The 12,779-nt window shown below is 72.6% G+C and carries 10 protein-coding genes and 1 pseudogene; 3 read left to right on the forward strand and 8 right to left on the reverse strand.

Translation table 11 applies throughout. The features are described 5' to 3' along the window. Window positions 1–51 precede the first annotated feature (51 nt). Window positions 52–1,752 carry an enoyl-CoA hydratase-related protein gene (locus ACIHCM_RS09575; RefSeq protein WP_399891729.1) on the reverse strand — a complete coding sequence of 567 codons (1,701 nt, stop codon included), beginning with the start codon at window positions 1,750–1,752 and terminating at the stop codon, window positions 52–54. Window positions 1,753–1,992: 240 nt separating this feature from the next. Between ACIHCM_RS09575 and ACIHCM_RS09580 the strand changes: the two genes are divergently transcribed. Together ACIHCM_RS09580 and ACIHCM_RS09585 are read left to right on the forward strand one after the other, a co-directional pair. After that, on the forward strand, window positions 1,993–2,379 hold the full coding sequence (locus ACIHCM_RS09580; RefSeq protein WP_399891732.1) for a hypothetical protein: 387 nt from the start codon (window positions 1,993–1,995) through the stop codon (window positions 2,377–2,379). A gap of 172 nt (window positions 2,380–2,551) precedes the next feature. After that, the gene (locus ACIHCM_RS09585) at window positions 2,552–2,929 is read left to right on the forward strand and encodes a winged helix-turn-helix transcriptional regulator (RefSeq protein ID WP_399891735.1); all 378 of its coding nucleotides are present in this window, start codon (window positions 2,552–2,554) and stop codon (window positions 2,927–2,929) included. 50 nt (window positions 2,930–2,979) lie between these two features. Here the strand turns inward: ACIHCM_RS09585 and ACIHCM_RS09590 are convergent, their stop codons facing one another. The 6 genes and pseudogenes from ACIHCM_RS09590 to aceA all read right to left on the reverse strand — a co-directional run bounded on the left by ACIHCM_RS09590 (window position 2,980) and on the right by aceA (window position 9,261). Then, entirely contained in the window at window positions 2,980–3,744 is a 765-nt protein-coding gene (locus ACIHCM_RS09590; protein WP_399891738.1) for a DUF4142 domain-containing protein, read from the reverse strand. Window positions 3,745–3,898: 154 nt separating this feature from the next. Beyond that, window positions 3,899–5,140, reverse strand: coding sequence for a cation:proton antiporter (locus ACIHCM_RS09595; protein ID WP_399891741.1), 1,242 nt, complete (start codon window positions 5,138–5,140; stop codon window positions 3,899–3,901). A gap of 6 nt (window positions 5,141–5,146) precedes the next feature. Next, window positions 5,147–5,632 (reverse strand): cation:proton antiporter regulatory subunit, encoded by a 486-nt coding sequence (locus ACIHCM_RS09600; protein ID WP_399891744.1) that lies wholly within the window; start codon window positions 5,630–5,632, stop codon window positions 5,147–5,149. 426 nt (window positions 5,633–6,058) lie between these two features. Continuing rightward, window positions 6,059–6,154: pseudogene (locus ACIHCM_RS09605) on the reverse strand (3-hydroxybutyryl-CoA dehydrogenase); the annotation flags it as partial. Beyond that, the gene (gene aceB, locus ACIHCM_RS09610; protein WP_399891746.1) at window positions 6,151–7,755 is read right to left on the reverse strand and encodes a malate synthase A; all 1,605 of its coding nucleotides are present in this window, start codon (window positions 7,753–7,755) and stop codon (window positions 6,151–6,153) included. The pseudogene ACIHCM_RS09605 and the gene aceB, both read right to left, overlap by 4 nt. A gap of 222 nt (window positions 7,756–7,977) precedes the next feature. Further along, complete coding sequence (aceA, locus tag ACIHCM_RS09615; RefSeq protein WP_399891749.1) at window positions 7,978–9,261, reverse strand: isocitrate lyase; 1,284 nt, start codon at window positions 9,259–9,261, stop codon at window positions 7,978–7,980. 396 nt (window positions 9,262–9,657) lie between these two features. Between aceA and ACIHCM_RS09620 the strand changes: the two genes are divergently transcribed. Next, window positions 9,658–11,058, forward strand: a complete 1,401-nt coding sequence (locus ACIHCM_RS09620; RefSeq protein ID WP_399891752.1) for a short-chain fatty acyl-CoA regulator family protein — start codon at window positions 9,658–9,660, stop codon at window positions 11,056–11,058. Between the two features lie 18 nt (window positions 11,059–11,076). Here ACIHCM_RS09620 and ACIHCM_RS09625 read toward each other — a convergent pair whose 3' ends face one another. Beyond that, window positions 11,077–12,771, reverse strand: a complete 1,695-nt coding sequence (locus ACIHCM_RS09625) for a PucR family transcriptional regulator (RefSeq protein WP_399891755.1) — start codon at window positions 12,769–12,771, stop codon at window positions 11,077–11,079. Between the last annotated feature and the right edge of the window lie 8 nt (window positions 12,772–12,779).

Consider the following 12,779-nt stretch of genomic DNA (forward strand, 5'->3'; position numbering starts at 1 on the left):
GCCTCCCGGGGAGGAAAAGCGTCAAAGCCGACGAATCGGCCCATGTTCCTGCTAAGCGTCGGACAGCGCCGCGGTAACCGCATCCGCACCGCCCGGCCCGGCCGGCGCCCGCTCCTTGCGCACGAAGGCCCGGCGCAGCGCGTGGTAGGGCGCGTCGGGGTCCGAGAAGATCCTGCGCATGCGGCTCAACTCCCGCTCGCGGACCGCCGCCAGCGGGGTGACCGCCTCCCGGCGCTCGCACTCGGCCTTCTTCGCGGCCAGGCGCGCCTGTGCGACCGGCGAGGCCGCGAGCCGCTGGGCCAGAAGGGTGATCTCGTCCGTGAAGCGCGCCGGGGCGCACTCGACGACCCGGTCGATCAGCCCGATGTCCCGGGCCCGGGCGGCGGTGACGGGCAGCGCCTCCTGGGTGAGCCGCTCCGCCGTCGCCGTACCGACCCGGCGGGGCAGGCTGTACGTCCAGTACTCGGAGCCGTACAGCCCCATGCGCCGGTAGTGCGGATTGAGCACCGCGCCCGAACGGCACCACACCTCGTCGGCTGCCAGTGCCAGCATCACGCCCCCGGCCGCGGCGTTGCCGCCGACGGCGCTCACGACCATCCGGTCGGTCGTGGTCAGGACCGCCTCGACGAGGTCGTTCATCGCGTTGATGTTGGCCCAGGACTCCGCGGCCGGATCGGCGGCCGCCTCGATGACGCCCAGGTGGATGCCGTTCGAGAAGAAGTCACGCCCGGCGCCCAGCACGAGCAGGGTGGTCGGCCGCGCGCACGCCGCCCGGTAAGCGGCCAGCAGTCGCCGGCAGTGGCGGGTGGACATCGCGCCGCCCGGGAACGCGAACGACAGCACCCCGACCGGCCCGTCCTCCCGGTAGTGGATGTCGGACCAGGCGGCCTTCCCGGCGGTGTCCAGGTCCGGCAGCCGGGGCAGCCGCCCGCCCAGTGCGGTCACGGCGGGGAGCTTGCACGCGCGCGGGGCACCGGAAGCCGTACGCTCCCGCAGTTCGGGGATCCACACCGCGCCGTCCGCAGTGGCCCGGCAGATGGCGCCCGCCCGGGTGGCCAGCAGCTCCCCGGGGCGCCCCCGCAGCCGGGACTCGGGACGGCCGCCGTGCAGGAACCACTCGCCGCCCAGCAGCTCGTCGAGCACGCCGGGCTGCGAGTCGGCGGCGCGCAGGGTGCGCAGCACGGTGTCGGTTGAGTCGCCGGCCCAGGAGATGCGGCGGTTCTCCTGGCGCATCACGGGCCTGGTCCGCGCGCCGGGCGCGCTCGGCAGGGTGCTCTGCTCCGGCGGCACGTAGCGGCCGGAGGCGAACCGCTCCACGGCCAGCAGCACCGCCTCGACCGCCGCGTCCGACACCTCGTTGCGGTACAGGTCGCTCTTGCCCACGTCCGGAACGGGACAGGCGGCCGTCGCCCACACCGGACCGGCGTCCATCTCCGCGTCGGCCTGGAGGACGGTCACGCCCCACTCGCGGACGCCGTCGCGGATGGCCCAGTCCAGGGAGGAAGGGCCCCGGTCGCCGACGGGCCCGGGGTGGACGATCAGGCAGGTGCGGGCCGACCAGACATCGCGCGGTACGACGGCCTTGAGCATCGGCGCGACGACCAGGTCGGGGGTATGCCGCCCGACGGCCGCCCGCACGTCGTCGCCGCGGGGCGTCACCTCGACGGCGACCCCGTGCCCGCGGTCACGGAGCTCGGCGTGCACACGCTGGGTGAGGCTGTTGTAGGCGCTGCCGATGATCAGGATGCGCATGCCCGTGATGGTCATACAGACGTATCCGTGGACGTCGACGCGAATCCCGCCGGTCACTCGTAGGAGGCGGGGTTCCCGCCAGATGGCCGGGCGGACGCCCCCCGGATCCGGCAGGCCGCGCGGGACCCGCGTTGCCGATCATTTGCGTATTTATGCCCTATTCGTCGCGAAGTGGGAGAATCGCTAGCGTCCGGGCACCGAGGGTGCCCCCCTTCCGACAGCGGACAGGCAGGTCGGCGCATGGCCAAGGAACGCAAGTCATCGAAGTCGTCTCGCGGCGGTGGGCCGAGCCGGCACGAAGGGACCGAGCAGCACGGCTGGTCTCCCGACGTCGACGAGACGCGACAGCAGGACAACCCCAGTGCCCGGCGCTCGTTCCAGGCCGAGGAACACGCGCCGAAGCCCGGGCCGGGCCGCCGCAAGTCCAAGGAGGAGAGCCGGTCCGTCCCCGGGGACGTCGCCCGCAGCGAGGGGCGCAGCGGCGAGGAGTATGCCCAGAAGTCCGAGAAGGGCATGCGGGACAGCGGCCGCAGGGGCCGCTCCGGCCGGCCCAGCGGCACAAAGGACGACGACGCCTTCACCGGCGTCGACCCGAACGACTCCGAGCCTGGGCACCGCCCGGGCTGACGCCCCGTCGTATCTGATCGCAGCGCCGCCCTCCCGTACCCGGGACGGGCGGCGCCACGGCGTGAGGGCAGCGACGGGGCGCGCCTGCACACTCTCTTGCGGTTACTCGGAAACCGTAGGAGAGTGAGCGCTGAACTGGACGAACGCACTGTTGACTCTGGGGGACCGCGTCGTGACCAAGCAGTTCACGGGCCTGCCCGAGGACGCGGACCTGCGGCGCGCCGACTCGCTGGCGCGGGAGATCTTCTCGGACGTCGCCAACAAGTGGGCGTTGCTGATCATCGAGGCTCTCGGTGAGCGGACCCTGCGCTTCAGCGAGCTGCGCGCCGAGGTCGAGGGCGTCAGCCACAAGATGCTCACCCAGAACCTGCGCATGCTGGAGCGCAACGGGCTGGTGGACCGGAAGGTGCATCCCACCGTGCCGCCCCGGGTCGAGTACACCCTCACGGTGCCGGGGCGGGCCCTGCGGGCCACGGTCGACGGCATGTGCGGCTGGACCCAGCAGTACCTGGGGCACATCGAGGACGCCCGCCGCCGCTTCCTGGCCTGACGGCCGCGGCGGCACCGCCGCGTCACACGATGCGCCCCTCCCGGATCAGATCACCCCACCTGCCCCGCGACCTGTCCCGCGCTCGACGGGCTCGGCGTCGGGGCCGTGGTGTTCACGTCGAGGTCCGGGCGGGGCTTGAGGGCGAGGACGGGAGAGCCCGGCTGAGGCGGAGGCGGGGTCAGCTGTTCCTTGGGCAGCTTCGGCGGCGAGGTCTGCTGGAACTGCACCTGCTCGTAGTTGACCATGCCGGTCTTCTCCAGCACCGTGATGTGGTCCAGGACGGTGTCGTTGGCCTGGTCGGCCAGCGTCCGCACCAGCGAGTTCTTGGTGTTGGCGCGGATCTTGGCGATCGCCGGGAAGATCTGGCCGTGGGTCACGCGCATGATGTTGACGGCAGTGATGTCGAACTGCTGGCCCGTCTCCGAGTCCACGGTCGCCACGAACTGCTGCTGCTGAGGCGTCGCCTGGTTGGGCAGCGTGATGCCGAGTTCGGGCGCGATTCTGCGGCAGGTGGCGTCGAGTGCGGCGTGCCCGACGATGAGGTGCTCGCCGGCCTCCTTCATCTCCGGAGTGGTGCCCCGTTCCATGGCCATCTCCCCGAGCGGGTACTCCCACAGCCCCGCCGAGCGGACCTTGACGACGAAGTCCCGGTCGGCTTCGGTCAGCGGGCCGTAGGCGGTGTTGGCGATGATGCGGTCCGGGGAGGAGGCGGTGTTCTCGATCCCGAGCATGGCCGGGTACGCGAGGGCGGCGAGGGTCAGACCCATCGCGCCGAACACGAAGATGCTTCCCAACTTGCTGGGTGAGACGGGCATGGAGCCTCCTGACGCGAGCGGCGTGTACGCCAGGAAGTACGGATGGGCCGGTCGAATCCATCATCGCGGCGGTCGAAAATCGCCCCTGGGCGTGTGTTTTGCGTCACAGGGGCGGTGGGCCGGGCAGCAGCACGCGGCACGGCGGGGGCGGCGGTCATGTCCTGCCGACGGTGTCCTGGTCGTCGAGGTGCCCAGTGGGCGGGTTCTGCCCGGCCCCGGCCCGGGACGCGGACCTGCGCCGCCGGCGCGCCAGGCGTGTGGCGACAGGCTCGGTGCAGCGGGCGGTGAGCGGTCCGAGGAGGACCAGGATCAGGACGTACGCGGTGGCCAGCGGGCCGAGCGACGGCTCGATCCCGGCGGTGACGGCGAGTCCGGCGATGACGATGGAGAACTCGCCGTGCGCCACCAGGGTGCCGCCCGCCCGCCAGCGGCCCCGCGCGGCGACGCCCGCCCGTCGCGCGGCCCAGTACCCGGTGGCGATCTTCGTCAGCGCGGTGACGGCGGCAAGGGCGAGCGCGGGCAGCAGGACGGGCGGGATGCTCGCGGGGTCGGTGTTGAGGCCGAAGAAGACGAAGAACACGGCGGCGAACAGATCCCGGAGCGGCGCCAGCAGGCCGTACGCGCCCTCGGCGACCTCGCCGGACAACGCGATGCCGACCAGGAAGGCGCCGACCGCCGCGGACACCTGCACCTGCTGGGCGAGCCCGGCGACCAGCAGCGTCAGCCCGAGCACCACCAGCAGCAGCTGCTCCGGGTCGTCGCTGGAGACGAAACGGGAGACGTGGCGGCCGAAGCGCACCGCGAGGACCAGGACGAGGGCGGCGGCGCCGAGCGCGATGGCCAGGGTGACACCGCCGGCCGCCAGGCCGATGCCCGCCACCAAGGCCGTGAGGATCGGCAGGTAGACGGCCATGGACAGGTCCTCCAGGACCAGGATGCTGAGCACGACCGGTGTCTCGCGGTTGCCCAGCCGGCCCAGGTCGCCGAGGATCTTGGCGATCACACCGGAGGACGAGATCCAGGTGACGCCCGCCAGCGCGACGGCCGCGACCGGACCCCAGCCCAGCAGCAGCGCCAGCCCGGCACCGGGCAGGGCGTTGAGGGCGAAGTCGACCAGGCCCGCCGGGTAGTGGGACTTGAGGTTGGTGACGAGGTCGCTGGCCGTGTACTCCAGGCCGAGCATGAGCAGCAGCAGGATGACCCCGATCTCGGCGCCGACGGCGATGAACTCCTCGCTGGCGCCCAGCGGGAGCAGGCCGCCCTTGCCGAAGGCGAGCCCGGCCAGCAGATAGAGCGGTATGGGCGAGAGCCGCAGCCGGCCGGCGAACCGGCCCAGGAGCCCCAGGGCCAGGATGATCGCCCCGAACTCGATCAGGAAGACGGTCGAGGAGTGCACGGCGGCTCACTCCCGTCCGAGTCTCCCGGCCGCCGCCTCCAGGCCCTCGCGGGTGCCGATCACGATCAGGGTGTCGCCCCCGGCCAGCCGGAAGTCCGGCGTGGGCGAGGGGATCGCCTCGGCCCGGCGCAGGACGGCCACGATCGAGGCGCCGGTCGTGGTGCGCAGCCGGGTCTCGCCGAGCACCCGCCCGTTCCAGTGCGAGTTCCCGGGCAACTCGATCCGCTCGGCCACCAGTCCGAGATCGGTGGTGTACAGGAGATTCGGGGTGTGGTGCGCGGGCAGCAGCGCGTCGATGAGGGCTGCCGCCTCCTCGGCGGTGAGCCGCACGGACAGCGCGCAGTCGTCCGGGTCGTCCTCGCGGTACGTGCTGAGGGTGCGCTCCCCGTCCCGGTGCGCGACCACCGACAGGCGGCGGTGTTCGTGAGTGGTCAGGTCGTACCGGACGCCGATTCCCGGCAGCGGCGTACTGCTCAGGCGTGAAGCGCCCATGGCGACCCCCTCTCTCACGGGGCACCTGCGGCGGCGACCGCGGGGACGCGCCGCGGCACCCCGGTCCGGGCCTGTGAGAACCATCCTAGGCGCGGCAATCCGGACAGGCCGGGCGTCCGGCGGTCCCGCCTGCCCGGCACGCAGACCGTGGCGCCCGGCACGCCGGCCGCCGCCGGTGCGGTGCGGTGCAGGGGTGACGGCGAGCGACTTCCGTCGCCGCCGAAGCCAACCCGCCCCGCGGCGGCGGGGCGCGGCCGCCGCCCGATTCGCCGGCCCCCGCCTCCCAACGATCCGTAGGACGCGGTGGCTTCGGCGCCCGGGCCCGGCACTGCCCGGCGGCCTGGCGCGAAGGGCCGTCACCGCGTACGCGCGACCACCGCGTACGGGCCGCTGCCGCTACGACCTCCGACGACGGGACAGCGGCCCGACCGTGTCCAGCCCGGCCCGCGCGCACACCTCCGCGATCCCGGCGCCCATCTGACTGCCGCCGACCACGCCGACGCGCACGATGTCCCCGCTCATGATCCAACCTCCACGGTCGCGTTGCGGACGAGGTGCCGGGTGTAGGCGTCCGGGGTGAAGAACAAGGGCAACTCGGCGGCCAGCGCGGTACGTTCGAACAGCTCACGGACCTCGTCGAGCGGGGCCCACGGGTACGCGGCGCCGACGGCGGCCAGCTCGTCGTCCAGCAGCCGCAGCACCGTCTCCCGGTCGACGACCCGGTGCCGCAGCCACTGCCAGATCTGGACGCGGGCGATCTCCGCGGTCGCCGCGTCCTCCATCAGGCCGTCCAGTGCGACCGCGCCCTGCCCGCGCAGCCAGGCGGCGAAGTACCGCAGCGCGACCGCGATGTTGGTGCGGACACCCTCCGGGGTGGGCGGGCCGCTGATCCGGCGCACGGACAGCAGGTCGGCCGCCGTGACCTCCACGTCGTCCCGGGTACGGTCGATCTGGTGCGGGCGGTCGCCGAGGACACCGTCGAAGACCTCGCGGCACACCGGCACGAGGCCGGGCTGGGCGACCCAGGAGCCGTCGAAGCCGTCCTCGGCCTCCCGTTCCTTGTCCAGCCGGACCCTGGCGAGGACCGCCTCGCGGGCAGCCGGTTCCCTGCCCGGCACCTCGGCGGCCATGCTGCCGATGGCGTGCGCGCCGCGCTTGTGGCAGGTCTGCACGAGGAGTTCGGTGTACGCCCGCATGAACGGGGCGGTCATGGTGACCTTGGCCCGGTCGGGCAGCAGGAAGTCGGTGCGGTGGCCGAAGGTCTTGATCAGGCTGAAGAGGTAGTCCCAGCGGCCCGCGTTGAGGCCGGAGCTGTGCTCGCGCAGCTCGTAGAGGATCTCCTCCATCTCCACCGCGGCGGTGATCGTCTCGATGAGCACGGTGGCGCGGACGGTGCCGCGCGGGATGCCCAGCAACTCCTGGGCGAGGACGAAGACGTCGTTCCAGAGCCGGGCCTCGTAGCGGTTCTCCAGCTTGGGCAGGTAGAAGTACGGGCCGTGACCGGCGTCGATCTGCCGCTGTGCGCAGTGGAAGAAGTACAGGCCGAAGTCCACCAGGGACGCGGGCACGGGCTGCCCGGCGTACTCCAAGTGTTCCTCCAGCAGATGCCAGCCGCGCGGCCGGACCACGACGGTGGCCGGCCGGCCTCGCTCACCGAGACGGTGGTCGTTGCCGTCCGGCGCGGTGAGGTCGAAACGGCGCTCGACGGCGTCGAGCAGGCAGAGCTGCCCGCCGACGACGTTGTCCCAGGTGGGAGCGGTGGCGTCCTCGAAGTCGGCCATCCACACCCGGGCACCGGAGGTGAGCGCGTCGACGGCCGTGCGGCGGTCGGGCGGGCCGGTGATCTCCACACGGCGGTCGGTCAGGCCGGGCGCCGGCGTGGCCACCCGCCAGGTGGGATCGGCGCGCACCGCGGAGGTGACCAGCGGGAAGTCGAACGGGGACCCGGTCGCGAGCCGGATCGCCTGCCGCCGGCGCTCCTTGAGCAGTTCCTGACGGCGCTCGCCGAACGCGGTGGCCAGTCTGCCGACGAAGTCGAGGGCGGCGGGAGTGAGGATCTCGTCGTGACGATCGCCGGGGGCGGCGAGAACGCGGACCTGATGAGCGAGTGCGGTGACGGTCATGGGGGTTCTCCTGAACGAGGGGAGGAACCGCGCCCCGTGAGGGGCGCGGTGCTGTACCGGTCTGCGGCACCGCCGCGTGGGCACGAACCGCCCCACCCGGCCCGCAGTCCGCACCCGGCCTAGTGGCAATGCCGGTGACTTAACGACGCGCGCGATCCTTTGACCTGCGGTGATGTCGCCGCTGGCTGCCTCTGGAAGGCCGCAAAGTCACTGGCATTGGGCCTAGTGGAACTGCTCCTCCTCGGTCGATCCGGCCAGAGCGGTGGTCGAGGAGGCCGGATTGACGGCGGTGGAGACCAGGTCGAAGTACCCGGTACCGACCTCCCGCTGGTGCTTGACGGCGGTGAACCCGTGCGCCTGCGCGGCGAACTCCCGCTCCTGGAGGTCGACGTACGCGGTCATGCCGTGCTCGGCGTAGCCACGGGCAAGGTCGAACATGCCGTGGTTCAGGGAGTGGAAGCCGGCCAGTGTGATGAACTGGAACTTGTAGCCCATCGCCCCGAGTTCCCGCTGGAACTTGGCGATCTGGTCGTCGTCCAGCGCGGCCTTCCAGTTGAAGGACGGCGAGCAGTTGTAGGCCAGCATCTGGTCGGGGTACCGCGCGTGGATCGCCTCGGCGAACTCCCGTGCCTGGGCGAGGTCCGGGGTGCCGGTCTCGACCCAGATGAGGTCGGCGTAGGGGGCGTAGGCGAGGCCGCGGGCGAGGACCGGTGCCATGCCGTTGCGCACTCGGTAGAAGCCCTCGGCCGTCCGCTCCCCGGTGACGAACTCGGCGTCACGCTCGTCGACGTCGCTCGTGAGCAGGTTGGCGGCGAGCGCGTCGGTACGGGCGACGATCACGGTGGGCACATCGGCGATGTCCGCGGCGAGGCGGGCCGCGTTGAGGGTGCGGATGTGCTGCGACGTCGGCACGAGGACCTTGCCGCCGAGGTGGCCGCACTTCTTCTCGGACGCGAGCTGGTCCTCGTAGTGGATGCCGGCGGCCCCCGCGGCGATCATCGCCTTGGTCAGCTCGAAGGCGTTCAGCGGGCCACCGAACCCGGCCTCGGCGTCGGCGACGATCGGGGCCAGCCAGTCGGTGCGGTCCGCGCCGCCCTCGGCGGTGGCGATCTGATCGGCCCGCAGCAGGGCGTTGTTGATCCGGCGCACCACCTGGGGCACCGAGTTGGCCGGGTACAGGCTCTGGTCGGGGTAGGTGTGGCCGGCCTGGTTGGCGTCGGCGGCGACCTGCCAGCCGGACAGGTAGATGGCCTGCAGGCCCGCCTTGACCTGCTGGACCGCCTGGCCGCCGGTCAGCGCGCCGAGGGCGTGGATGTAGTCGTTCTCGTGCAGCTGACGCCAGAGCCGCTCGGCGCCGCGCCGGGCCAGGGTGTGCTCCTCACGGACGCTGCCGGAGAGCCGGATGACGTCCTCGGCGCCGTAGGTGCGCTCGATGCCCTGCCACCGGGGATCGGTGGCCCACCGCCGTGCGAGTTCCTCGGCTGCCTTCGTCGTCGCCTCTGCCATGACTCTCCTCCGGTTGTCGGCGTTGCCAATTCCTCCGCCACCCGGACGGATGCTTGGCACTGTGTGTCTTCCTTCTCTTCACAAGAGGGTGCGGCCCGCAGTCCCGCCGCTGGGCGGAGCTGAGCAATGCTGCCGTCCGGCGGTGCGCCGTGGCCGGGATCTCCGACGTCAGGGCGTGAATCGTGCCCGGTGCTGGGCGCCGGCTGCGGTGGTTCCGGCGGGCCGCACTGGAACTTTCGCACTGGCACTGAGTGCCATCAAGCGTGGACATCTGCCAACTTCTGCGAATCTTCGCAGGCCGTTTTGCCAAGGTTGCGAAGGGTGCGACGGGGTCTTCGTCGCCTAGGCTGACGGTCATCCGTCCCCAGGACGGGGTGAGACGAGGTGAGGACGACCGTGAGCAAGACCTACGCGGGGGCGCGGCTGCGCCGGCTGCGCGAGGAACGCCGGATGAGCCAGGCCGAACTGGCCCGCGCCCTCACCATCTCACCGAGCTATCTGAACCAGATGGAGCACGACTCCCGCCCGCTCACCGTGCCCGTGCTCCTGAAGCTGACGGAGACCTTCGGCGTCGACCCCACGTTCTTCTCCGAGCGCGACACGAGCCGGCTGGTGGCGGACCTGCGCGAGGCGCTGGCCGGAGAGCTCGCCGAGGCCCGGGTGGCACCGTCCGAACTGGCGGAACTCGCCGGGCGCATGCCCGGCGTCGCGCAGATCCTGCTCGACCTGGGCCGCCGCAACCAGCTCCTCGCCGAACGGCTCGCCGACGGCCGCGGCAGCGCGCCGGACGCGCCCCGCTCACCTCACGAGGAGATCCGCGACTTCTTCTACCGCCGCCAGAACTACCTGCACGCCGTCGACCTCGCCGCCGAGCACCTGGCCGAGGAGATCGGCATCCGCCCCGGCGAGGTCCTGCGCGCCCTGACGGCACGATTGACGGACCGGCACGGCGTACGACTGACCACCGGGACCGGCGACCTGCTGCACCGCTACGACGAGGACACCCGCACCCTGCACCTGTCCCCGCGGCTGCGCCCCGGACAGCGCGCGTTCCGCATGGCCACCCAGGTCGCCCTGCTGGAGCACGGCGACGACCTCGACCGCCAGTCCGCCGAGGACTTCCCGCCCGCGTCCTCCGCCCACGCCCTGGCCCGGATCGGCATCGCGAACTACTTCGCCGCCGCGCTGGTCCTGCCGTACACCGCCTTCCACACGGCGGCCGAGGAGGAACGCTACGACATCGAACGCCTCACGGACCGCTACGGCCTCGGCTACGAGACCGTCTGCCACCGCCTGAGCACTCTTCAGCGTCCCCGTCTGCGCGGGGTGCCGTTCTCCTTCGTCCGCGTCGACCGCGCCGGGAACATGTCGAAGCGCCAGTCGGCCACCGGCTTCCACTTCTCCCGCGCGGGCGGCACCTGCCCGCTCTGGAACGTCTACGAGGCGTTCGCCGCTCCCGGCCGCATCCACGTCCAGATCGCCGAAATGCCCGACGGGCAGCGCTACTTGTGGACCGCCCGCGCCGTCACCCGCCACCGCGGCGGCTGGGGCGAACCCGGCAGGACGTATGCCATCGGCCTCGGCTGCGAGCTCCGCCACGCCCATCGCCTCGTCTACTCCGACGGCCTCGACCTCGGCAACGCCTCCGTGGCCACCCCCATCGGGATGGGCTGCCGCGTCTGCGAACGCCTCGACTGCCCCCAGCGCGCCGCACCACCGCTCGGGATGCCGCTGCGGATCGACCACCACAGCAGCACGTTCGTGCCGTATCCGGTCGCGGACCCGGGGGAGAGCTGACCGTGCACGCCGTCGCCGTCACCCGAGCCGCAGGACGTCGAGCGCCGTGAGTGCCGTGTGCAACTCGGTGCGCTGTTCGCCCGATTCGAGGTCGCAGTCGAGGAGCCGCTCGACGGTGCGCAGGCGCTGGTAGACCGTCTCCCGGGAGAGATTGCCCCGGCGGGCGGTGGTGGTCTTGTTGCCCGCCGCGTCCAGGTAGTGCCGCAGCGTCGTCAGGAGGCCGGTGCCGTGCCGGCTGTCGTGGTCGAGGAGGGGGCCGAGCCGTCGCTCGGCGAAGTCCTGGACACGGGTGTCCGTGCGGAGCGCGTACAGCAGGTGGCGCAGCCCGATGTCGGACTGCTCGTGGAACGACCTGCCGTCGGGCGGCGGCCGGCCGGGCAGCGCCGCCTCCGCCACGCGGTCCGCCGCGCGGAAGGAGCGTGCGGCGTCGGCGAGGTGGGTGACCTCCGGCCCGACGCTCACCACCGCCCCGGGATCGACCCCCAGCACGAGGCGGCTCAGCCGCTCGACCGTGGGCCGCCACCGCTGCGCGGGCCGCAGGGCCAGCAGGACGCCGATCCGGCCGGGGGCCAGCACGCCGACGAGTGCCGGCCGGCCCAGCGCCGTGAGTTCCCGGGACAGACGGCTCTCCAGGCCGGCCCCGTCGCCGAACGTCCCACCGTCGGCCAGCACGGCCCGGTAGACGGTGCCCTCGGTCGGCAGCCCCAGCGCGGCGAAGCGGGCGCGGGCGTCCTCGGGGGAGTGGTGACGCTGCTCGGTGAGCTCGCGCAGGGCACTGCGGTGCGCGGTGCGCTCCCAGGGGGTGGAGTGGATCAGGCGGGCGATGGTGAGCGCCATCGCCGTGCGCTCCAGGACGGTGACGTCCTCGGACGAGAAGGCGGCCGCCGCGCCGACGGCGTCGGTGCCCGGTGACGGGAGCATGGCGACGCGCCCCCAGCGTTCGCCCTGGTACTCCACCGGAGACACCAGCCAGCCCTCCGGCCCGCGTGTCTGCGTCCGATCGCCGGGGGGAGCCGACCGGGAGCGCTCTTCCCAGCCGGTCAGCACCTCCTCCACGGTGCTGCCGGAGGGTTCGCAGATCAAGGCCTGGTGCACCAGGTTCTCCAGCACGACCGTGCGACCGCTCATCACCGCCGCCGCCCGTACGACCTCCTCGGGCCCCCCGCCGCGCAGGGTCAGGGCGGTGAACGCCTCGTGGATGCGCTGGGTGCGGCGCATGGCGTCCGTCTGGTTGCCGAGGATCAGGGCGTGCACGAGCTGGGTGACCTCCAGGAAGTTGACGTCCCTGGCCAGGGTGACGAGCGGCAGCCGCCGCGCCCGGCAGGCCTGCACGAGGGCGTCCGGCGGGCGGTGGTAGCGCCGTACGAGCTCGATCACGAGGGCCGCGGCATCGATGTCGGCGAGTTCGTCGACGTAGCGGCGGATGCCCGCCGCGTCCTCGGGCAGCGGCATGCCGGTGGTCAGGACGAGTTCGCCGCCCTTGAGAAAGGAGGCCGGGTCGGTGAGCTCGGTGATGTGCACCCAGCGCACGGGCCGGTCGAGCCGGGTGACGCCGGTGACGACCTGGGGCTGACCGGCCGCGAGCACCGGGAGCGCCAGGACGTCGGCCACCGTCAGGCGCCGGCCGCTGCCCGGCGTACCGCCCGCGCGCCTCGAACCGTCGCCCGCCGGGGGGCAGTCCGAGGGGCGAGACGGTCCGGTGTTCTGGCTCATGATGCCTC

Source organism: Streptomyces sp. NPDC052023 (assembly GCF_044548465.1).
In the GTDB taxonomy this organism is placed as follows: Bacteria; Actinomycetota; Actinomycetes; order Streptomycetales; family Streptomycetaceae; genus Streptomyces.